Origin of the sequence: Collinsella sp. AF38-3AC (assembly GCF_003474365.1) — a bacterium.
In the GTDB taxonomy this organism is placed as follows: Bacteria; Actinomycetota; Coriobacteriia; order Coriobacteriales; family Coriobacteriaceae; genus Collinsella.
Window position 1 is genome coordinate 76363 of record NZ_QROM01000005.1, and the last position, 20752, is coordinate 97114.

General features: G+C 59.9%; 20 protein-coding genes and 2 tRNA genes. 21 read left to right on the plus strand and 1 reads right to left on the minus strand.

The genetic code is table 11. The features are described from left to right. From DW029_RS04785 to DW029_RS04835, 11 genes are all read left to right on the plus strand, one after another. Complete coding sequence (locus DW029_RS04785) at window positions 1–498, plus strand: YqeG family HAD IIIA-type phosphatase (protein ID WP_117646451.1); 498 nt, start codon at window positions 1–3, stop codon at window positions 496–498. An 8-nt stretch (window positions 499–506) separates the two neighbouring features. Further along, entirely contained in the window at window positions 507–1040 is a 534-nt protein-coding gene (locus DW029_RS04790; protein WP_117735064.1) for a shikimate kinase, read from the plus strand. Further along, the gene (locus DW029_RS04795; protein WP_118345426.1) at window positions 1037–2146 is read left to right on the plus strand and encodes a hypothetical protein; all 1110 of its coding nucleotides are present in this window, start codon (window positions 1037–1039) and stop codon (window positions 2144–2146) included. Before DW029_RS04790 ends, DW029_RS04795 begins: the two co-directional genes overlap by 4 nt. 133 nt (window positions 2147–2279) lie before the next feature. After that, complete coding sequence (locus DW029_RS04800; RefSeq protein WP_117742841.1) at window positions 2280–3410, plus strand: Xaa-Pro peptidase family protein; 1131 nt, start codon at window positions 2280–2282, stop codon at window positions 3408–3410. A gap of 186 nt (window positions 3411–3596) precedes the next feature. Continuing rightward, complete coding sequence (gene efp, locus DW029_RS04805; RefSeq protein WP_055286447.1) at window positions 3597–4160, plus strand: elongation factor P; 564 nt, start codon at window positions 3597–3599, stop codon at window positions 4158–4160. A gap of 24 nt (window positions 4161–4184) precedes the next feature. After that, window positions 4185–4547 (plus strand): Asp23/Gls24 family envelope stress response protein, encoded by a 363-nt coding sequence (locus tag DW029_RS04810; protein ID WP_006233982.1) that lies wholly within the window; start codon window positions 4185–4187, stop codon window positions 4545–4547. A gap of 3 nt (window positions 4548–4550) precedes the next feature. Continuing rightward, complete coding sequence (gene nusB, locus DW029_RS04815; protein WP_147351874.1) at window positions 4551–5123, plus strand: transcription antitermination factor NusB; 573 nt, start codon at window positions 4551–4553, stop codon at window positions 5121–5123. A gap of 2 nt (window positions 5124–5125) precedes the next feature. Further along, entirely contained in the window at window positions 5126–5365 is a 240-nt protein-coding gene (locus tag DW029_RS04820) for an exodeoxyribonuclease VII small subunit (protein ID WP_006233978.1), read from the plus strand. Window positions 5366–5399: 34 nt separating this feature from the next. Next, window positions 5400–6203, plus strand: a complete 804-nt coding sequence (locus tag DW029_RS04825) for a TlyA family RNA methyltransferase (protein ID WP_233543808.1) — start codon at window positions 5400–5402, stop codon at window positions 6201–6203. Then, on the plus strand, window positions 6200–7060 hold the full coding sequence (locus tag DW029_RS04830) for an NAD(+)/NADH kinase (RefSeq protein WP_118345428.1): 861 nt from the start codon (window positions 6200–6202) through the stop codon (window positions 7058–7060). The genes DW029_RS04825 and DW029_RS04830 overlap by 4 nt, the downstream gene beginning before the upstream one ends. After that, on the plus strand, window positions 7050–8678 hold the full coding sequence (locus tag DW029_RS04835) for a DNA repair protein RecN (RefSeq protein WP_118345429.1): 1629 nt from the start codon (window positions 7050–7052) through the stop codon (window positions 8676–8678). Before DW029_RS04830 ends, DW029_RS04835 begins: the two co-directional genes overlap by 11 nt. A gap of 59 nt (window positions 8679–8737) precedes the next feature. On the opposite strand, the gene DW029_RS04840 is transcribed toward DW029_RS04835, so the two are convergent. Further along, window positions 8738–9595 carry a MurR/RpiR family transcriptional regulator gene (locus DW029_RS04840; protein ID WP_118273438.1) on the minus strand — a complete coding sequence of 286 codons (858 nt, stop codon included), beginning with the start codon at window positions 9593–9595 and terminating at the stop codon, window positions 8738–8740. 272 nt (window positions 9596–9867) lie between these two features. Here DW029_RS04840 and DW029_RS04845 point away from each other — a divergent pair, with 272 nt between their 5' ends. From DW029_RS04845 to DW029_RS04890, 10 genes are all read left to right on the plus strand, one after another. Then, the gene (locus DW029_RS04845; RefSeq protein ID WP_118345431.1) at window positions 9868–11877 is read left to right on the plus strand and encodes a fructose-specific PTS transporter subunit EIIC; all 2010 of its coding nucleotides are present in this window, start codon (window positions 9868–9870) and stop codon (window positions 11875–11877) included. Window positions 11878–12299: 422 nt separating this feature from the next. After that, the gene (locus DW029_RS04850; RefSeq protein ID WP_022094575.1) at window positions 12300–12563 is read left to right on the plus strand and encodes an HPr family phosphocarrier protein; all 264 of its coding nucleotides are present in this window, start codon (window positions 12300–12302) and stop codon (window positions 12561–12563) included. A 134-nt stretch (window positions 12564–12697) separates the two neighbouring features. Beyond that, a complete protein-coding gene (gene ptsP, locus DW029_RS04855) occupies window positions 12698–14401 on the plus strand; it encodes a phosphoenolpyruvate--protein phosphotransferase (protein ID WP_118345432.1) in 1704 nt (567 codons plus the stop codon). A gap of 74 nt (window positions 14402–14475) precedes the next feature. Further along, window positions 14476–15408, plus strand: a complete 933-nt coding sequence (locus DW029_RS04860; RefSeq protein WP_117735074.1) for a 1-phosphofructokinase family hexose kinase — start codon at window positions 14476–14478, stop codon at window positions 15406–15408. A 189-nt stretch (window positions 15409–15597) separates the two neighbouring features. Beyond that, entirely contained in the window at window positions 15598–16530 is a 933-nt protein-coding gene (locus tag DW029_RS04865) for a 1-phosphofructokinase family hexose kinase (RefSeq protein WP_118345433.1), read from the plus strand. Between the two features lie 198 nt (window positions 16531–16728). After that, window positions 16729–18123, plus strand: a complete 1395-nt coding sequence (locus DW029_RS04870; protein ID WP_118345434.1) for a CCA tRNA nucleotidyltransferase — start codon at window positions 16729–16731, stop codon at window positions 18121–18123. A gap of 227 nt (window positions 18124–18350) precedes the next feature. Beyond that, a tRNA-Glu gene (locus DW029_RS04875) sits at window positions 18351–18427 on the plus strand. 22 nt (window positions 18428–18449) lie between these two features. Beyond that, window positions 18450–18526, plus strand: a tRNA-Glu gene (locus DW029_RS04880). 148 nt (window positions 18527–18674) lie between these two features. Beyond that, window positions 18675–19982 (plus strand): lysylphosphatidylglycerol synthase transmembrane domain-containing protein, encoded by a 1308-nt coding sequence (locus DW029_RS04885; RefSeq protein WP_118345435.1) that lies wholly within the window; start codon window positions 18675–18677, stop codon window positions 19980–19982. Window positions 19983–20098: 116 nt separating this feature from the next. Beyond that, window positions 20099–20710, plus strand: a complete 612-nt coding sequence (locus DW029_RS04890; protein ID WP_118345436.1) for a TetR/AcrR family transcriptional regulator — start codon at window positions 20099–20101, stop codon at window positions 20708–20710. The last annotated feature ends 42 nt before the right edge of the window (window positions 20711–20752 follow it).

A 20752-nucleotide genomic window follows, 5' to 3' on the forward strand; every position in this document is an offset into this window, starting at 1 on the left:
ATGAGGATTTTTAGCCCCAAACGATACGTTGCCTCGGTCGATCGCATCGACCTTGATACCCTGTGGGCCGACGGCAAACGCGCCATTCTGCTCGATCGCGATAACACCCTGGTGCCGCGCGATACCGAGCAGGTTCCCGCCGCGGTTTCCGCTTGGCTCGATGCCGCCCGTGCCAAAGGCTTTAAGCTGTGCATGGTGTCCAACAACTGGCATCGCGACCAGGTCATGAGCTCTGCACGCGAGTTGGGGCTCGAGGCCATCAGCCACGCTATGAAGCCGGCTCCGTTTGCCCTCAAGGCGGGTCTTAAGCGCCTCGGCGCCACGGCCGATGAGGCGGTGCTGATCGGTGATCAGCTCTACACGGACGTGTGGAGCGGCAACTTTGCCGGCGTCGATACCATCCTGGTCAAGCCGCAAGCAACCCAGGACCTGTGGTACACGCAGATCTTCCGTATCTTTGAGCGCCGGGCCCTGCGCGACCTTCCCTGCGAGGAATAGGTCTCGCTATGTCCCAGCACATCAAACACGGCTGCGACCATATCTTCTTTATCGGCTTTTTGGGCGCGGGCAAATCGACGCTCGCGCGCAACGTCGGCACCATGTTCAAGCGGCGTTTTATCGATACCGACCGCCTGGTCGTGCGTCGATGCGGCAAGTCGGTTACCGAGATTTTTGAGACCGAGGGCGAGGATCGTTTTCGCGAGCTCGAGACCTCGGCACTCCGTTCGCTTCAAAGCGAGCGCAGCCTGCTGGTATCGTGCGGGGGTGGCATCGTCGAGACGCCAGTGAACATTAAACTGATGCACGAAATGGGTACGTGCGTGTACCTCGAGGGCGACTTCGAGGACTCGTTGCGCCAGATTCGTCGGTGCGACACGCGCCCCGATTTCCGCTCGCCCGAGCATGCCGCGCGCCTGTTTGAGCATCGCCGTCCGCTGTATCGTCAGGCCGCCGATCTTACCCTTGATATTCGCAACAAGTCCTTCGAGGACGTTTCCTACCTTTGTGCCGAGATGCTTTTGGAGCGTGGACTGCTATGATTCGCCGTCAACTGATCAATTTCCAAAACCGCAGCGTCGATGTCCGTGTCGGATTGGGCGCGTTCGATGAGCTGTCGCGTATGTTTGCCTCGGCCGTGGGCAAGCCTAAGCGTGCGATGGTCGTTTGGAACACCGCCACGTCAGAGCGTTTTGGCGAGGTCGTTGAGCATGCGCTGGTCGACGCCGGCTTTGCCGTGTCGCTGCTCGTCCTCGAGGTTTCGCCTGCCGGTGCCACGCTGGCCGATGCCGATACCGTCTTTGGCGCCCTGTCGGCTAACGGCATTACCTGTGACGATCTCGTTGTCGCCGTCGGCGACACGGCGACCTGCTCGGTCGTTAGCTGGTGCGCCAACCAGTGGTGTGGCCGAACCGAGTGCGCGCTGCTGCCGACGACCTTCGACGCCATGCTCACGGTCGCGACGACCATGAAGCCGCTCGTCGCTTCGTCGGCCAATGCGCTTCCCGCTATCGCGTTTCGTCTCGAACCGGGCTTGGTCGTGTGTGACCTCGACCTTGTTCGCGAAGCGGACCCCGAGGACCTCAAGCTCGGCTATGCGGTACTTGTTGGCACCATGCTTTCGAGCAGCAAGTCGCGCTGGAATCAGTTTATTGAGACTGTCCCCGAGATTCTTGCTGGTGAGGAGGTCGCGCTCGTCAATGCCGTCCAATGGTCTCAGACTGCCCGCAAGGACGTGCTGACGGCCACGAACCCGAGCGCTCGCCATGCGCTCGATTTTGGCAAGACGGGGGAACGCACCCTGCGCGCCTGCTTGGGAGATGCCGCTTCGCTGATTCCTGCCTACCAGCTGTTGTCCGAGGGCATGCGCTTTGAGGCACGCCTAGCACATGATGCCTGCGACTTCGATATCGACTATGTGTTTGATGTCGATGACTGCCTGGAGGACTTTGACATCGAGGAACTTGCCTTCGACCTGGAGCCTACCGCGTTTGTCGAGGAGTTCCGCAGGCAGCAGTTTGCGCGCTCGAACCGTAGCATGCTGCCGTTGCCCGCGGCGCTTGGCGCTATACGTTTGACCAGCGTGGAGGACGAGGTTCTCGAGCGCCATGCCCAGGCGTATCTGGCTTCTCGTAAGGAACTTCTCTAAGATTTATTGACATCCATCGTCTTTCGTATCATGTTGAGGGACGGGTTTTCAATCGGTTACGAATCGCTTGCGTTTTCGTACGCTGATTGAGCCCGTCCCGTCTGTATGTGACGACAACAAGAAAGGAATCTGCATGTCTGAGTTTGCTGCCGGTCCTGCTGGTCGTATCGAGCGTGTCCGTGCCCTGATGGTCGAGCGTGGCTACGACGCCATCGTGGTACGCGACGAGGCAAATCTTCGTTGGCTTACGGGCGTGAAGGGCGTCTTCGATTACACCTTCGAGTTTCCGCACGCGGCGTTTATTACGGCTGACCAGTGCCTGTTCCATACCGATTCGCGCTATCTCAACAGCTTTGAGGAGAACACGCCCGCCGGCAGTCCCTGGGTCTACGACATGGACGAGGGCACCATCCCCGGTTGGGTCGCCGGCAAGATCGCGGCCAACAAGTGCCGCGTCTGCGCTGTCGAGGACGATATGCAGATTAACTTCTACCAGGGCATTCAGCGCGGCCTGGAGGACCGCTCCGTCGCTTGCATGCTGCCGCTGATGCACGACGATATCCGTAAGATGCGCGCCGTCAAGGATGCCGAGGAGATCGAGCTCATGCGCCACGCACAGTCGATCACCGACGCCGCCTTCCAGCATATGCTCGGCTTTATTAAGCCTGGTATGACCGAGAAGCAGGTTCGCAACGAGCTCGAGAACTTTATGTTCGCCAACGGCGCCGACAGCTTGGCCTTTGGCTCCATCGTCGCGAGCGGTCCCAACACTGCGAACCCGCACGCCGTCCCGAGTGACCGCGTGATCGAGAAGGGCGACTTCGTCCTCATGGATTACGGCGCGGGCTATTGCGACTACCGCTCCGATATGACGCGTACCGTCGTGATGGGCGAGCCTACCCAGGAGCAGCTCGACCTGTACGCGCTCGTGCGCCGTACGCACGAGGAGTGCGTCGCCGCCATCCATCCGGGCGTCGAGGGCAACGACATCTTCAGGCTCTCCAAGAAGATCATCGGCGATGCCGGCTATGGCGATTACTATAACCATGGCCTGGGCCACGGCGTCGGTATCGACATCCACGAGCTGCCCAATTTCAACCGCAGCAAGAATATCATCGAGGTTGGCTCGGTTGTCACCATGGAGCCCGGCGTCTACCTGCCCGGCGTGGGCGGCGTGCGCCTGGAGGACTACGGCGTGGTCACCGAGAACGGCTACGAGCCCTTCACCAAGACCCCGCATGACCTCCGCGTCATCGATTGCTAAAACACCTCGGTAGATTTTTGGGACATGCCTTAAAATCTACTTTTGTGGGGCGGGGCGTTCGGATAGATTCGGGCGCCCCGCGTTCTCTTTTTATGCGCTCGCTGCAGGCGCCGTCTGCAAGTGTATAATTTCGGTCGTATGTAATTTGGACGCTTGTGCGTTCTGCCTACAACAAGAAAGGTCGCTATGCCTACCATTTCTACCGCCGACTTCAAGAACGGCCTCGGTCTCCGCATTAAGGACAAGGTCTACACCATCGTCGAGTTCCAGCATGTCAAGCCGGGCAAGGGTGGCGCGTTTGTGCGCTACAAGACCCGCGACATCAAGAGCGGCCGCGTCGTCGAGAACACCTGCAACGCCGGCACCAAGTTCGAGAGCGTCATGCTCACCACCCGTGAGTTCCAGTACCTCTACAACGATGGTGCCGACTACATCTTCATGGACAACGAGTCCTATGAGCAGGTTCCCGTTCCCGAGGACATGGTGGGCGAGAACTCCAAGTGGCTGCGCGAGAACGACGTCTGCCAGCTGCTCTTCGCCGACGATGAGCTCATGGGCGTGACCCCGCCGATGTTCATCGAGACCACCATTGTCCAGACCGACCCGGGCTTTAAGGGCGACACCGTCCAGGGTTCCACCAAGCCGGCCACGATCGACACCGGCGCTGTCATCCAGGTCCCCATGTACCTTAACGAGGGCGAGGTCATCAAGGTTGACACCCGCGACGGCAAGTTCGTCTCCCGCGTCTAGCAACCAACTCTTCTAGGAGAACTCATGCCCCAGGAAATCAAGATTGACGGCATCGGCATTTCGCCCGATGTTCTGACCGCCATCGTCTCGCGCGCCGTGTCCGATGTCGAGGGTATCGCCTCCGTTGGCGTCAAGGACCTTGCCACCAACCTTGTCTCCATGATGCTCTCGTCCAAGGCCCCGGCTTCCGAACCGGCGGTCGAGGCCGAGGTCGTCGGTGACAAGCTCGCACTCACCGTGCGTGTCGTGGTGTTCTTTGGCTATCCGTTCAAGAAACTCGCCGAGGCCGTTCGCGCCGCCGTGGTCGCCGCCATCGATGCCCAGGTGGGCGTTGAGGTCGAGCGCGTTGACGTTTGCATCGACGGCCTCGTTTTCCCCAAGGAGTAACCTTTGAGCCTTAAGGTTTATCGCGGGCGCACGCTTGCCCGCAGTCAGGCGCTGCAGCTGCTGTTCCAGGCCGAGGCCACGGACAGCCCGCTCGAGCGCGTCCTCGAGGGCGATTTCCTGATCTCGAAGGGTCCCCTCGACCCCTATGCGCTGGAGCTTTGCCGCGGTGCCTACGAGCATATTGATCGCATAGACTGCGCTCTGCGCTCCGTTGCCAAGAACTGGGATCTTATGCGCATGCCCGGCGCCGACCGCAATCTGCTGCGTATCGCTGTCTATGAGATGCGCTTCCTCACCGACGAAGAGGTCTCGGACGCTATCGTGATCAACGAGGCCGTCGAAATCGCTAAGGCTTATGGTACCGACCAGTCTGCATCGTTTGTCAACGGCGTGCTGGGCAAGATCGCTCGCAGCGAGGAGCTGCCGGGCGAGGACCTGTACCAAGAGCTGCTGGCCGAGGATCGCGCTCGCGAGGAGGCACAGGCTGCCGAGGCGGCCGCCAAGGTCGCTGCCGCTCAGGCTGCCGCCGGCGTATTTGCCGAGGATGCGGACGCTGCTGAGGCCGTCGAGGAGTAGTCATGCCAGAGGGTTCTGTCCGCAACTTTGACGAGATCTCGGACCGTCTAGACCAGATCATCGCTACCGTTCGCTCCAAGGATACGTCCTTGGAGCGTTCACTCGATCTGTTTGACGAGGCTATTGAGCTGGGCTCCCGCGCGGTCGATATGGTCGACAAGTTTGAGCTGACGCCGCGTGAGGCCGATAAGCTCGAGCAGGAATACGATGAGGATGCGGCAAACGAATCCCAGGATAGCTAGCCGCATCTCCGGATACGAATGGTTGATGGCATTCATGAAACGCGTGCGTCTTGATGACGAACTGATTTCACAGGGCATCTGCGCCGATCGCGCGGATGCCCTTCGCACTCTTATGGCCGGCTTGGTCTCGAGTGGCGGCGAGCGCTTGACTTCGCCGGGCCTTAAGGTGACCCCGGGTCTGCCGCTGCACGTGAAGAGGCGCATTCCCTATGTCGGCCGCGGCGGTCTTAAGCTCGAAGGCGCGCTTGATGCGTTTGGCATCAATCCGACGGGCCTTGCCTGTCTGGATGTTGGCTGCTCTACCGGCGGCTTTACCGATTGCCTGCTCAAGCGCGGAGCTGCGACCGTTGTCTCGGTGGACGTGGGTCGCGCCCAGTTCGATTGGTCGTTGCGTCAGGACGATCGCGTGACACTGCATGAGCGCACAAACGTGACGCAGCTGCCCGAGCTTGGCTATGCGGGCGCCATCGACCTGGCTGTGTGTGATGTCTCGTTTACCAGCATTGCGAACATTATCGATGCGGTGCTGGCGTGCTTGGCACCTATGGGCGCATTCTGCACGCTCGTAAAGCCGCAGTTTGAGGCTCCGGCGGCGCTGGTGGGTGAGGGCGGCATTGTGACCGATCCCGCTGTTCGCCGCGATACGCTTGTAGCGGCGATTGAGCTTTTTGCCGCCAAGGGCCTGTTCCCGGTCGATGTGTGCGTGTCACCCATTCATGGTGCCAAGGGCAACGTTGAGTTTTTCCTGTACGGCACGAGGTTTGCCCCCGGTGAACGCACCGACGATGAGCTGCAATCCCAGGTATCGGTTTTGAGCGAGAAAGCTGCAACGCTATGAAGGTCTTTCTGGTTCCCAATTACTACAAGCAAGAGGCGGTCGAGAGTGGCCTGATGCTCGAGCTTTGGCTTTCGCGCCAGGGCTACGAGGTGGTATGGGCTGCCGATCAGCGCTCCAAGATCCAGAGCGCGCCCGATGTTGACGATGCCGACCTGGTCATTACGCTCGGCGGCGACGGCACGCTGCTGCGCGCGGCTCGTATCCTCAACTATCGCGAGATTCCTATCCTCGGTCTTTCCTATGGTCACCTGGGCTTTTTAACTGCTGCGAGTCCGGAGGAGCGCGACATCCTGCAGGTCGTGAGCGATGCCCTGTCCGGCGAGCTGCACGTGAGCCGTCGCGCCACGATCGCCGCGGATATCGTGTCCGTGCGCGACGATGGCACGAAGGATGTCGTGCGCACGTTCGCCCTCAACGACATGGCGCTTACCCGCGGACCCCTTTCCGATATGGTCGAGTTTGACATCACAGTGTCGGGCCACCATATCGATCGCTTGCGTGGTGATGGCGTGGTCGTGTCCACGGCGACTGGTTCTACGGGGTACGCGCTGAGTGCCGGTGGTCCCATCGTGAGCCCCGACTATACGGGCATGGTCTGCGTACCCATTGCCCCGCACACCATTCAGGCCCGTGCCTTTTTGACTTCGCCGAGTGATGTCGTCGAAATATTTATGTCTGATGACCGCCCGAGCGTTCCGGCGATCGCTATCGATGGACAGTTTATTACCTGCGATGGCACCGTCGAGAGCGTGGCGGCGCGCCGTGGGCCCGGAGATGTGCTGCTGCTCGATTACGGCCCCGAGAGCTTTTATAACTCGGTGAGCCGCGTATTCTACGGAGTCCGTCATGATCGATGAGCTGCAGGTTTCTAACATTGCACTCATTCGCGAGGCGACGTTGGTGCCGAGTGCCGGCCTGACTGTCCTGACCGGCGAGACCGGCGCCGGCAAGACCGCGCTGCTCTCGGCGCTCAAGCTCATTTTGGGCGAGCGCGCGGATTCGTCGATGGTGCGCGAGGGCGAGGCGCTGGCGAGCGTCGAGGCGCGCTTGTTCGACGGGCCGCACGACACGGAAGGCTTCACCGTGCAGCGCAGCCTTTCCGCCGAGGGCCGCAGTCGCGTAAAAATTGACGGCCGCATCGCCAGCGTGCGCGAGCTTTCGGAGCGCGTTGGCGTGATGATGGATTTGTGCGGGCAGCATGAGCATCAGCGCTTGCTCGATCCGGCGCATCACGTTGCGATGGTCGATGCCTGGGCGGGGCGCTCTGCGCTCGAGGCGCTGGATGCGTACCGCACCTGCTTTAAGGCATCGCGCGCTGCCGCCAAGGAAGTTCGACGTGTCGAAGAGGCCTCGCGTGCGCAGGGGAGCCGCGTCGAGGAGGCGCGCTTTGCCCTCGAGCGCATCGGCGAGGTCGACCCCAAGCCGGGCGAGTATGAGGAGCTCGAGGAACTGCTACCGCGCTCCGAACATGCCGAGGTACTGGTTGCCACAGCTAACGATGCCCATGCATCGCTTGCCGCCGAAGGGGGAGCGCTCGATGCCGTGAACAGTGCCGTGGCAGAGCTTTCCCGTATGGCTGCCGTCGATCGCAAACTGGGCGACATTGCCGATGCGCTTTCGGATGCCTGTATCTCCCTTGAGGATTGCGCGAACGAGCTTCGTGCCTATCGCGATGGCATCGCCTTCGACCCGCGCGAGCTCGCTCGCATGCGTGAGCGGTATTCCGACCTCAAGGGCCTGTTGCGTCAGTGGGGTCCCACCATGGACGATGTTTTTGCCATGCGCGATCGCTCGCAAGAACTGCTGTCCCTGGTCGATGATGGCGATGAACAGATCAAAAAGGCGCGTGAGGCACTCGGGATCGCTGAGCGCGAGTTGTTTGCCGCTGCCAAGGCACTTAAGCGCGCTCGCAATACGGCGGCCCCGCGCTTCTGCCATGAGGTTGGCCGCCAGATGGCGCGCTTGGAGATGGGTAGTGCCGAGCTCGTCTGGGAGTCACGTGATCTTCCCCGTGCTGAGTGGACGCCCGTTGGTCCTTCGAGCTACGAGCTGCTATACCGCAGCGGTGCCGGTTTGACGCCGCGCCCCCTGCGCCGAATTGCGTCGGGCGGCGAGCTAAGCCGCGTCATGCTGGCAAGCAAGGTTGTCCTCGGTAACGCAGACGGTGTCGATACGCTGGTGTTTGACGAGGTTGATGCTGGTGTTGGTGGCTCCACGGCGCGTGCGCTTGCAGGCGTGCTGGCAGATCTCGCCGCTACGCATCAGGTGATTGTCGTAACCCACTTGGCACAGGTCGCCGTCATGGCCGACAAGCATTATGTTGTCAGCAAGGAACCGGGCGATGTTCCCCAGACGCATTTGGACGAGGTAACCGGCGAAGCGCGTACCGCCGAGATCGCCCGCATGCTCAGCGGCGATCAGTCCGAGGCAAGCTTGGCTCACGCAAAGCAGATGCTCGAAGAAGCTCGAGGTTAGGTCGTATCAGCGGTGTTGGTGGGACAAAATAGACTGTAATTTTTGTCCCACAACGCGTTTTACTCAACGACCTTGTCCGGCTGGATGAGCTCCTCGTAGTAGCTGATATGCTCGCGCGCGTCCTCGATTTCGGGCAGCAGGAAGTTGTAGATAACCTCGATGATCATCGTTGCGCTGATTTTAGAGAACGCAAAGTCGCCCGTCGTCAGCAGCGCTTCGTGGTTGACGGTATTAAAGGTGTAGTCTGCCAGGCGCGCGAGCGGGGATTTGCTGTCGCTGCTGATGACGACTATGGTTGCGCCGCAGTCGCGAGCCGCTTTTGCCATGCGATTCAGTCGGCGCGATTTGCCGGAGTTTGAGATAAGCACGATGACGTCACCCGGGCGCAACGTGAGCGCAAAGCCGATTGATGTCTCGCTAATGGTGCTTGCCATGCAGCGCAGGCCCAGCTGCGAAAACTTAAACGTCGCATCGAGCGCGACCGCGTTCGTATTGCCCACAGCCGCAAACTCAATAACCCCTGCATGCTTAAGGGCATGCACAACAGCCGCCAGCGTATCGTGGTCGATCCCGTCGATGGTCGCATTAAGCTCGCTCACCTTGGCAGCCAGAATGTTCTTGAGGCTCTGTTCCATATTGTCGAGCGAGACCTCGTCAGTCAGGCCCTCGTTGCGCTGGCTTTCCAAATCCCTTGCCAACGAAAACTGAAAGCTGCGGAAGCTACCAAAGCCCAGCTTGCGGCAGAAGCGCGAAACGGTCGCCTCGGACGTGGCGGCGGCGCGCGAGAGCTGAGCCGCCGTGAGGCGTGGCGCCTCGGACTGGTGCTCCAATATATAGTCGACAATGCGCTGCTCGGACTCGCTGTATCCCTGATGGGTACTAATGAGGGAAAGTGCGCTCTTGCTACTATCGGTCATGGATGGCTCCTGGTTGGCATGAAAAACGGACTCGTTTTGTAATGTCATAGTATAGGGGGATTGTCAATTACAAGATACACCTTGCCGTTTCAAGTGTTGATGGTAAACTTTCACTTACCGTTTACGGTTATGAAAGAACCTTTCACCGGAGAATTGCGCCTTGTCTCTTCTCACGCGGACGGTAGGTTGGTATCTTTCAGTTGTGGAAAAGCGCGCAAGGACGCGCGTGTAGGGGAGCGCCTGCGGGCGCAAAACTTAAAAAGGAGGGACACATGGCTAAGTTTGACATCATTGCCGCGACCGGTTGCCCGACCGGCATTGCGCACACCTTCATGGCGAAGGAGGCGCTGGAGAAGGCAGCTGCCGAGCGCGGTCTGACCATTAAGGTCGAGACTCATGGCCAGGTCGGTGTCGAGAACGAGCTCACTAAGAGCGAGATCGCTGGCGCCAAGGCCGTCGTCGTCGCAGCTGACAAGGATGTCCAGGCCGAGCGTTTTGCCGGCAAGCCCATGGTTTCCGTTGGTGTTTCCAAGGCCCTGTCCGTTGAGGCCGCCGGTAAGCTGATTGACCGCGCGCTCGCCGCCAAGGCCGACAGCACGGTTGCAGCCGCTGCCGATGTCGAGGACGAGGTCGAGGAGAAGGAGTCCATCGGCCACGTCATCTACAAGCACCTTATGAACGGCGTCAGCCATATGCTGGTCTTCGTCGTCGCCGGTGGTGTCCTGACCGCCGTTTCGTTCCTGTGGGGCATCACGTCCTTCGATTCGACGGCTGCCGACTACAACAGCTTCGCCGCTATGCTCAAGATCATCGGCGGCATTGCCATGAACCTCATGGTTCCCGTGCTTTCCGCCTATATCGCCGAATCCATCGGCAAGCGCCCGGCGCTCGTCCCCGGTTTTGTTGCCGGTATGATCGCCATCCAGGGCCTGCCTGTTAACGCCGAGACCGGCATGATCGACGCCGGTGGCGCCGGCGTGGGCTTCGGCTTCCTCGGCGGCATCGTCGGTGGCTTCCTCGCCGGTTATGTCATCCTACTGCTCGAGAAGGTCTTTGCCGGTCTGCCCAAGAACCTGGACGGCCTCAAGGCAATCTTTTTGTACCCGCTGTTCTCGACGGCTATCGTCGGCCTGGTCATGCTCGGCATTTCCGGCCCCATGGCTGCCATCAACACCGCCATGATGGACTTCCTCAAGGGTCTGTCCGCCTCTGGCGCCGTTGTTCTGGGTCTTGCTATCGGCTGCATGTGCGCCTTTGACATGGGCGGCCCGGTCAACAAGGCTGCTTATGTCACCGGTACCGCTATGCTCACCGAGGCCCTGGCTGCCGGTGTTGGCACCGATACCTACAACTTCGGCACCAACTTCATGGCTGCCGTCTCCGCCGCTTGCATCGTTCCGCCGCTGATCACCACCTTCGCCGTCGTCGTCGGCAAGAAGTACTTCAGCCAGGAGGATCATGACGCCGGTATCGTCAACCTCATCCTTGGTTGCACCCACATCACCGAGGGCGCCATTCCGTTCATGACCAAGAACATCTGGCCCGTCATGCCCATCATGATGCTCGGTTCTTCTATCGCTTCGATCCTGACCATTATGTTCAACGTTCACGATCCGGCGCCTCACGGTGGCTTCCTGGTCCTGCCCGTTGTCGAGAACGGTCCGCTGTGGGTCCTCGCGATCCTCATCGGCGCCGTGGTCGGTGGCATCCTGTTCGTGGCCTTCAAGAAGCACGACTTCGAGAAGAATCAGAAGGCCGCTCCTGCTGCTCCCTCTAAGTCGGTCGAGGCTCCCAAGCCCGCTGCTGTCGAGGCCCCCAAGGCCGACGCTGCCGACTTCGTGAAGGTCGAGAACGTTTTTGTCGCCGAGGACTTCACTTCTCGTGACGAGGCTCTGAGCTTCGTTTCCAACCAGGCTGTCAAGGCCGGTATCGCCAGTGACGCCGACGCCGTGATGAACGCCTTCCTGGCCCGCGAGGCCGAGGGCACCACGGGCATGATGGAGGGCTTCGCCATCCCGCATGCCAAGTCCGACGCCATTACCGAGGCTGCCGTCATCGTCGTCAAGGACGAGTCTGGCGTGACCGGTTGGGACACCATGGACGGCGCTCCCGTCAACGTGGCCATCGCTTTGCTCATCCCGGGTGCCCAGGCTGGCACTACGCACCTCAAGATCCTGTCCAAGGTCGCCGAGGCGCTCATGGACGAGGACTTCCGTGCCACCGTCAAGGGTTCCACCGACGCCGCCGAGATCGCAAAGACGATCAACGCCCGCCTGGTCTAATCCCACAGTTCGCGAATTACATCGCCCCCTGTAATAAAGGCGGAGACCCTCTCCAGGGCCTCCGCCTTTTTCGAAAATAGAGAACACACCGGTTTATCCCATCAGCCTGAATGCCTTTCAGCCGACATTGCTCTGGACCGACCGAGTTTCCGCAGCTTGCTCGCCGGGCGGGGCGATTAAGTTTGTCGCGAGTTCCGCACGCAAAGGAAAGCACTTAATGTGCTTTCCGTCTTGCGCAGGACTGTAGAGCAGCAAACTTAATCGCCCCGCCCGGCGAGCAAGCGGACGACAAACACATCTGTCCAATAATTCGTCTGAAACACAATGAAAAACCGTTTGATGTGAGTTAATATAAAGAACGTCGTGAATCTGACTCCTGTCGCATGCATGACAGGGGTTAAACACAAAAAAAGGAGTCAATTATGGTTTCTGAGAAGGCTACCCTCGTTAATCCTCAGGGTCTGCACATGCGTCCGGCTGGCCTGTTCGCTTCTACCATGGGCAAGTACGCCTGTGACGTGACGGTCGTCACCCCCGAGAAGGAGGTCAACGGCAAGTCCCCGATGGCCCTCATGGCTGCTGGTATCCCCTGCGGCACCGAGGTTGAGGTCAAGTGCGACGGCGCTGACGAGGCCGAGGCTCTGGCTGCTGCCATCGAGCTCATCAAGAGCGGTCTTGGCGAGTAGAACTCAAACGGGTCGCATGTTGAACAACTAAGTTCATATTTGGGGGGCGCAGTGACCTGTTTTAAGGTAGCTGCGCTCTTTTGTCATGGATATGGCAAAACGCTTTATCACATGACACGGAGAGAGGAATGGGAATGTATCAGGGAGTCAACGCTTCTGAGGGCATCGGTATCGGCACCGTCATGGTCGCCGTCGATCCCGACTTGACGTTTGAGCCGCACGAGGTTGCTGATTCGGCAGCAGAGAAGGAGCGCTATCAGACCGCTCTTTCGGTCTTCTGCGATAAGACCCAGGCTCAGGCCGACCACATGAAGGAAACGGTGGGCGAGGCCGAGGCCGAGATCATGAGCGGACACATTGTCCTGGCTCAGGACCCGGGCATGACCGACGCCATCAACGCCGCCATTGATGGCGGCACCTGCGCCGAGCAGGCGCTTATGGACACCTCGACCATGTTCGAGAACATGTTCCTGTCCATGGACGACGAGATGTTTCGTCTGCGCGCGGCCGACATCGCCGACATCCGCACCGGTATTCTGGCCGAGCTGCTGGGCAAGGAGGTCGTCGACCTCTCCGTCCTGCCCGAGAACACCGTCGTTGTCGTGCACGACCTCACGCCGTCCATGACCGCCACGATCGACAAGGCTCACGTTGCCGGTATCGTCACCGAGACCGGTGGCCGTACGTCGCACTCCGCGATCATCGCACGTGCCCTCGAGATTCCAGCCGTCCTTTCGGTTTCCAACAGCTGCACCGCACTGCGCAACGGCATGACCGTCGTCGTCGACGGTGGCAAGGGTGTTGTCGAGGCCGATCCCGACGAGGAGACGCTTGCCGCCTACACCGCCAAGGCCGAGGCCTTCGCTGCCGAGAAGGCAGCCCTCGAGTCCTTCCGCGGCAAGCCTTCTGTGACTGCCGATGGCATCAAGAAGATCATCGCCTGCAACATCGGCAACCCCGATGACGTGCCCAACGCGCTCGATCACGACGCCGAGGCTATCGGCCTGTTCCGCTCCGAGTTCCTGTTCATGGACTCCGCCGAGCTTCCTTCCGAGGAGGAGCAGTTCAACGCCTACCGCAAGGTCGCCAGCGCGCTTAAGGGCGCTCCGGTCATCATCCGCACGCTCGATGTGGGTGGCGACAAGGAGATTCCGTACCTGCACATGGTCAAGGAAGAGAACCCCTTCATGGGCTTCCGAGCCGTGCGTTACTGCCTGGCCAACCCCGACCAGTACAAGGTGCAGCTCCGCGCCCTGCTGCGCGCCAGCGCCTTTGGCGACGTCAAGATCATGATCCCGCTCGTCACCTGCGTCGAGGAAGTCGTGGCCGTTAAGAAGCTCGTCGAGCAGTGCAAGGCCGAGCTGACCGAAGAGGGCCGCAAGTTCAACGAGAACATCGAGGTCGGCATTATGGTCGAGACGCCTGCCGCCTCGCTGCTCGCTGACCGCCTGGCCGAGGTCGCCGACTTCTTCTCCATCGGCACCAACGACCTGATTGGCTACACCATGTGCGCCGACCGTGGCAACGACACCATCTCCAACCTGTACCAGGTGTACTATCCCGCCGTGCTCCGCTCTCTCAAGAACATCATCGAGAGCGGCGTGAAGGCCGGCATCATGGTCGGCATGTGCGGCGAGGCCGCTGCCGATCCGCTGCTTGAGCCGCTGCTGATCAGCTGGGGCCTGGAGGAGTTCTCGATGAGCGCTCCGTCGATCCTGCGCGCCCGCAAGACCATCAGCCAGTGGACCAGGGCCGAGTGCGACGAGCTCGCCGAGAAGGCGCTCGCCTGCAACACCGCCGCCGAGGTCAAGGCGCTGCTCGAGTCCGCAGCTCGCTAATTTGGTATCAGAGGTAACCGCGTGGCTGGAATGGGCCGGCCACGCGGCCCTCACGTATACAGGGGGTACTGTAAATGTTCTACACGCTAACTGCTAACCCGGCTGTCGACATGACGGTTTCGAGCTCTCCGCTTGAGCCCGATGAGAACGTCCGCACCGGTTCGGCCAGCTACACGGCCAACGGCAAGGGCCTCGACGTGTCCTTCGCCTTCAAGAAGATGGGGGTCGACACCGTCGCGCTCGGCTTCTTCGCTGGCTTCACCGGCAAGTTTATCGTCGAGGAGGTCATGAACCTCGGTTGCCTGTGCCGCCCGGTCTGGACCGACGGTATCACGCGCATCAACACCTACGTCAACGATGGCCAGCACGAGTACGGCATCCTGAACCCCGGCGCTCCGATTACGCCGCAGCACCAGGAGGAGCTCTACAACATCCTGGACACCGCGGGCGATCTTGAGTGCCTGATCGTCTCCGGCTCCGTGCCTCCCAAAGCCACGCCCGACTTCCTGGCTCAGGTCATGGAGCACGCTCAGGCTCGTGGCGCCGACGTCGTCCTGGACCTGTCCTCCGACAAGCTCAAGGAGCTCGCTCATAAAAAGCCGCTGCTCATCAAGCCGAACCATCACGAGATGAAGGCTATCTTCGGTGTGCCGGTCGATACCGACGACGAGGTCCGCATTGCCATGAAGCTGGCTCACGAGGCCGGCGTTCAGAACGTGCTGCTCACCCGTGGTAGCCGCGGCGACGCCTACTTCTCCAACGGCGAGGACATCTGGTACGCGAAGCGTGAGTTCAACATCAAGCTGGTCTCTTCCGTCTGCGCCGGCGACTGCACCCTCGCTGCGTTCCTGCACAAGTGGTACAAGAACCGCGACAACGTCGAGGAGGCCATGAAGCTCGCTATGGCCACCGGTGCCAACGTTGCCGAGTCCGTCGGCATTGGCGACTTTGGTCACGTCGACGAGTACAGCAAGCGCATTGCTGTCCGCAAGCTCGATCGACAGTAATCGAAACGCGACATATTCGTGCGCATGCGGCGCCCCGGTTTCGGCCGGGGCGCCTTTTTTGTTCGCCCATGGGGTAGACATGTTCTGCCGTACTTCATCGCTTTCACACCGTTTACCGAGTTGTCCTAGCCTTTTTCCGATGTGTGGAATATACTTTCATTAACACGTTGCCTTGTGAAAGGAACATTCATGATTTACACGCTCACTGCAAATCCCGCCATCGACTATAACATCGCCTGCGACGGTCTTGACGCCAACACCGTCACGCGTACCCGCAACGCCGTTTACACGCCCAACGGCAAGGGTCTCAACGTCTCGTTCACCCTCGATCACTACGGCGTCGACACCACGATCCTTGGCTTCTTCGCCGGCTTTTCGGGCGAGTTTATCGTCAAGGGCGCCGAGGCCCTGGGCGTGCCCGTCAAGCCCGTGTGGACCGACGGTATCACGCGCGTCAACGTGTTCCTCAACGCGGGCCCCGACACCGAGTACAACATGGTCAACGCCGGTGCCGCCATCAACGAGGCCAACGAGCAGGAGATGTTTGAGCTTATCGATTCACTCGATGACATGACCTGCCTGGTCATTAGCGGCTCACTGCCCCCCAACACCTCTGATGGTTTCCTCGCCGAGGTGCTTCGCCGTGTTAAGGCAAAGGGTGCCGAGTTCGTGCTCGACATCTCGAGCCATCAGCTGGCAGACCTCATTGCCATGGAGCCTCTGCTGATTAAGCCTAATGACGACGAGCTGCTCGATATCTTTGGCATTAAGGTAAGCGGCGGCGACGATGAGTCCGTCAAGCGTGCCATGGCCGAGCTGCACGCCAAGGGCGCTAAGAACGTGCTGCTGACGCTCGGCGGCGACGGCGCGTACTTCTCCAACGGCGAGCACATCTGGTTTGCCAACCGTACTTTTGAGGTTAAGCTGCTGTCGACGGTCTGCGCGGGCGACTCCTCCCTGGCCGCTTTCCTGTCCGTGTGGCACGACGCCCCCGAGCGCGTCGAGGACGCCCTGCGCCTGTCGATGGCAACCGGCGCCAACGTGGTCGAGTGCCCGGGTCTGGGTGACTTTGCCAAGGTGGAGGAGTACAAGAAGGGTATTGCCATCCGTCAGGTTTGCTAGCGCGTCACACGGTTACATTTTTTGCTTGTCGAGCACCCGTCTCGGACTTTCGAGACGGGTGCTTTTTTAAGCCTGCTGTCGAGCCCTTGGGGCTCAATCGTGCGCGAAGTGGGTTCGTGTGTGCGCCTTCTTCTGTTTCTTGCTAGACTTCTTGAGAACCAACAATCAATACACTCGTAATTGCAGGAGGCCACAGGAATGTGCACAGTTTCGCTTAACGCTACGCAGCCGTCAGCCGCCTCCCTGCGCGTCCTACGCGCGCTCGAGGCTGCTGGTCTTGAGGCTTGGTACGTAGGCGGTTGGGTACGTGATGCCCTTATGGGATGCCCCAGCCACGATGTTGATATGTGCTGCAGCGGCCTGTGCCAGGAGTCCAAGGTAGCACTCGAGGCTGCCGGCATTGCGGTGGTTGAATCGGGCATTAAATTTGGCGGCATCACCGCCATTAGTGATGGCGAGCGTATCGAGGTCACTACGTACCGCCTGGACGGCTTTTACACCGATGGCCGCCATCCGCAAAGCGTGGAGCGTGCGGCGTCGCTTGAGGACGATCTGGCGCGCCGCGACTTTACCGTCAACGCCATGGCCTGGCATCCCGAGCGCGGGCTTGTCGACCGCTACGACGGCCAGGGTGATTTGGAACGAAAGCTGATCCGTGCCGTCGGCGATCCCAAGCGTCGCTTTAACGAGGATGCCCTGCGCATGCTGCGTGCGGTGCGTTTTGCCTGCCGCCTGGACTTTGTGATTGAGCCCGAGACTAAGCGTGCCCTTGCCGAGTGCGCGCCGCTGCTCGATGCCGTGGCGCGCGAGCGTGTGGGCATTGAGCTCGAGGGCATCCTTTCGACCGGCCACGGGGGAGACGCCATGCTGCGCTACCCCGAGCTTGTTTGCGCCGCCGTGCCCGAGTTGGCAGCGGGTCGCGGGTTTGATCAGCGCAGCGTCTACCATGCCTTTAACGTTTACGAGCATATTGCCCGCGTGCTGACGGTGGCAGGGGAGCTGGCGCTGTGTGACGGCGTCGCGCCCTCGTCGAGCCTGATGTGGGCGGCGTTTTTGCACGACGTTTCCAAGCCCGAGTGTTTTACGGTCGACCATGCGGGCAGCGGCCACTTTTACGGTCATCCCGAGCTCGGGGCCAAGAAGGCGCGCGTCATTATGGATCGCCTGGCGCTTTCGCATGACCTGATCCGTGACGTGTGTCTGCTCATCAAGTATCACGATAAACCGTTGCGCCCCGAGCGTTCCTGTCTGCTCAATATGATGGGCTTGCTTTCGGGCGAGGGCGTCGACACCGCCCGCCTGATGGACGAGCTCATGGATCTCAAGCGTGCCGATACGCTCGGCAAGGCCCCGTCGTGCTTCTATTACGTCGAGACCATCGAGGAGATGCGCGCGCTGGCGCACGAGCTACTGGAGGCAGGGGAGCCCTATACGCTCAAGATGCTCGCCATCAACGGCGGCGATCTGATCCGCGCCGGCGTGAAGCCGGGGCCCGAGCTAGGTCAGCTTCTCAACGCAGCGCTCGACGCCGTGATCGAGGACAACATCCCCAACGACCGCGAAGCTCTTTTGGTCCATCTCAACCTAGGGTAGTTAATTTGGGACGGGGCTTTTTTAGCTACCCCTGTCGGCAGCACCGGCGGCTCGGTCGATTGACGGCTAGGGCAGCTAAAAAAGCCCCGTCCCAAACTAACTACCTTGCTGACCTGCGCGTTCCATAACCTGCCGACAAATTTTTGGCAATTTGGATTTTTTTCTTGCGCTCACGTTTTTTGTCCCGTAATATGTTTCCTCGCAGCACGGCAGTGCAGATGTCATGTGGCCCGTTCGTCTAGCGGTTTAGGACGCCGCCCTCTCAAGGCGGAGATCACCAGTTCGAATCTGGTACGGGCTACCATTTCTTTTCTGCCGAGGCTTATGGCCCGTTCGTCTAGCGGTTTAGGACGCCGCCCTCTCAAGGCGGAGATCACCAGTTCGAATCTGGTACGGGCTACCACGCATCTGTTACCCGGACTTCCCACGGAAGGCCGGGTTTTTTTATCAAACAACCGTCTGCAATTCCCGTTTAAACAAGAGCTTTGCGTTCTGCTTATGGCCCTTACGGGTACAATAACCAAGATATTTTGACTGTTAGAAGGAGTCTCATGACGGAGTCCTCACAGTATACGTCCAAGCCCCAGGTCGAGGTTGAGGCCTCGGGCGGCGATGACAATAAGAGCGCACGTCGCGGCGCCATCTTTATCGGCGTTGTGCTGGTGGGTTATATCGTCTATCTGGTGGTAACCGGGCAGATGGGGCAGTTCTGGGCTGCTATGTCGAGCGTCCGGGCGCCCTGGCTCGTTGTCGCGTGTCTATGCATGTTCATGTATTTGTTCTTTGGCATTGTGGCCTATGCGATCGCCGTCTGGCTCGACCCCAATTCACCCGTCGGCATTCGCGACCTGATCTCTGTCGAGGCGAGCGGCATCTTTTTTGGTAACCTGACGCCCATGATGATGGGCTCGACTCCTGCCCAGATTTACCGCCTGACCAAAGCGGGCCAAAATGTCGGCGAGGCCGGCGCCACGCAGTTCACGCGTTTTATCGTGTATCAGTTTGGCCTTGTTGCCTGGGGTGCTATCCTGCTACTTGCTCGCATGCCGTTTTTCGCCGAGCGCTATGGCGACATGACACTGCTGTGCGTCTTTAGCTTTGGCGGACACTGCTGCATCTTGCTAGGTATCTTTGCCGTCGCGCTCATGCCTAAGACCGTCACGCGCGTCGCCCATTGCATCATTAATTGGCTCGAGCGCATAGGTGTCTCGTCCACTAAGATCGAGGGATGGCGCACGTTTGTCGATGGCGAGGTCTATTCGTTCTCCGAGAAGTTCAAGCTTTCGGCTGGCCATTTTTCGTCCATGCTGCTCACCGTGTTTATCACCATGCTGCAGCTCGCGTTTTTCTATCTGGTGCCGTATTTTCTGATGCTTGCCTTTGGCCACCACGAGGTCGACTTTTTCTCGGTCATGGCCGCGAGCGCCTTTGTTCAGCTCCTCAGCTCTGCTGTTCCCCTGCCCGGTGGCACCGGCGGTGCCGAGGGTGGCTTCGCGCTTTTCCTGGGTCATTTCTTTGGATCGGCTTCGACCGCCGGCTATCTGCTGTGGCGCCTCATTACGTTTATTGCGCCGACCATTTTGGCTGCGCCCCTGCTGGGCCTTAAGAGCGCCCACAACGAGAGCATCCATGCGCGCTGGGATCGCGTGGTGCGCAAGCTCGGCCGCACGCCTCAGACGCCCTCTGCGCCCACTAAGCCGCACCCCACGAATTCTGTTACCGTTGATCCCAAGAAGCACGCTCAGAAGGCTTCTGGGACCGCTAAGCCGGCTCATAAAGCCTATGTGCGCCAGACAGGCGATGGTATTCGCGTATCTCCGTCGGCACTCAATAAGAAGAAGCACCCTAAGTCGCAGTAGGGCAGTCGTGCGTTCTTCATGATGCGGGGCATATTTGTGCTGTATGGGGGATAATCCTCTTACGTAGATTATCTCTCATCTGTTGATGAGTGCCCGTATATCGAAGGGACACGCCCATGGCCACCAGCAAACCGCGTATTGATCGCCGCATCGTTCGCAGCCGCACTGCCATCCTTTCCGCTTTCGAGCGCCTGCTCATGGAAAAGCCGCTGGCAGACATTACGGTGAGTGCCATCGCGCGCGAGGCCAATGTCGACCGCAAGACCTTTTACGTTCACTTTGGTACGGTTGACGGCCTGCTCAATGCCATTGCCGTCGATGTGGTGGAGATGATTGTCGACTCGGTCGAGAAAACGCTTGCTTCCATGAACGGCGACACCAACGAGCGCGCCCTGGGCGCGGCGGCGACTTTCTTTAAAACCGTTAATGAGGCGCTATGCAACAACCTGGTGCTCAATCGTCAGCTGATCGAGAATATTCCGCTCGATGATTTTATGGCTCGTCTTCGTGTGCCGCTCGAACACGAGATTGCTGATCGCGATCTGCTGCCCCAAGGTCTCAAGGACGAGATGTTCGACTACTATCTGGCGTTTTTGCTATCGGGTATCATCGGTATCTATCGCACGTGGGCGCTGTCTGACGGCTCGGTTCCCATCGAGCGCGTCTCGGAGGTTGCCAATAATCTGACGTTGAGCGGCCTTTCGAGCCTGGAATCTCGTTTCGAATAGCACTTGCGCCTTACCCCCTGAGTTGCGGTGAAATAGTGTCTG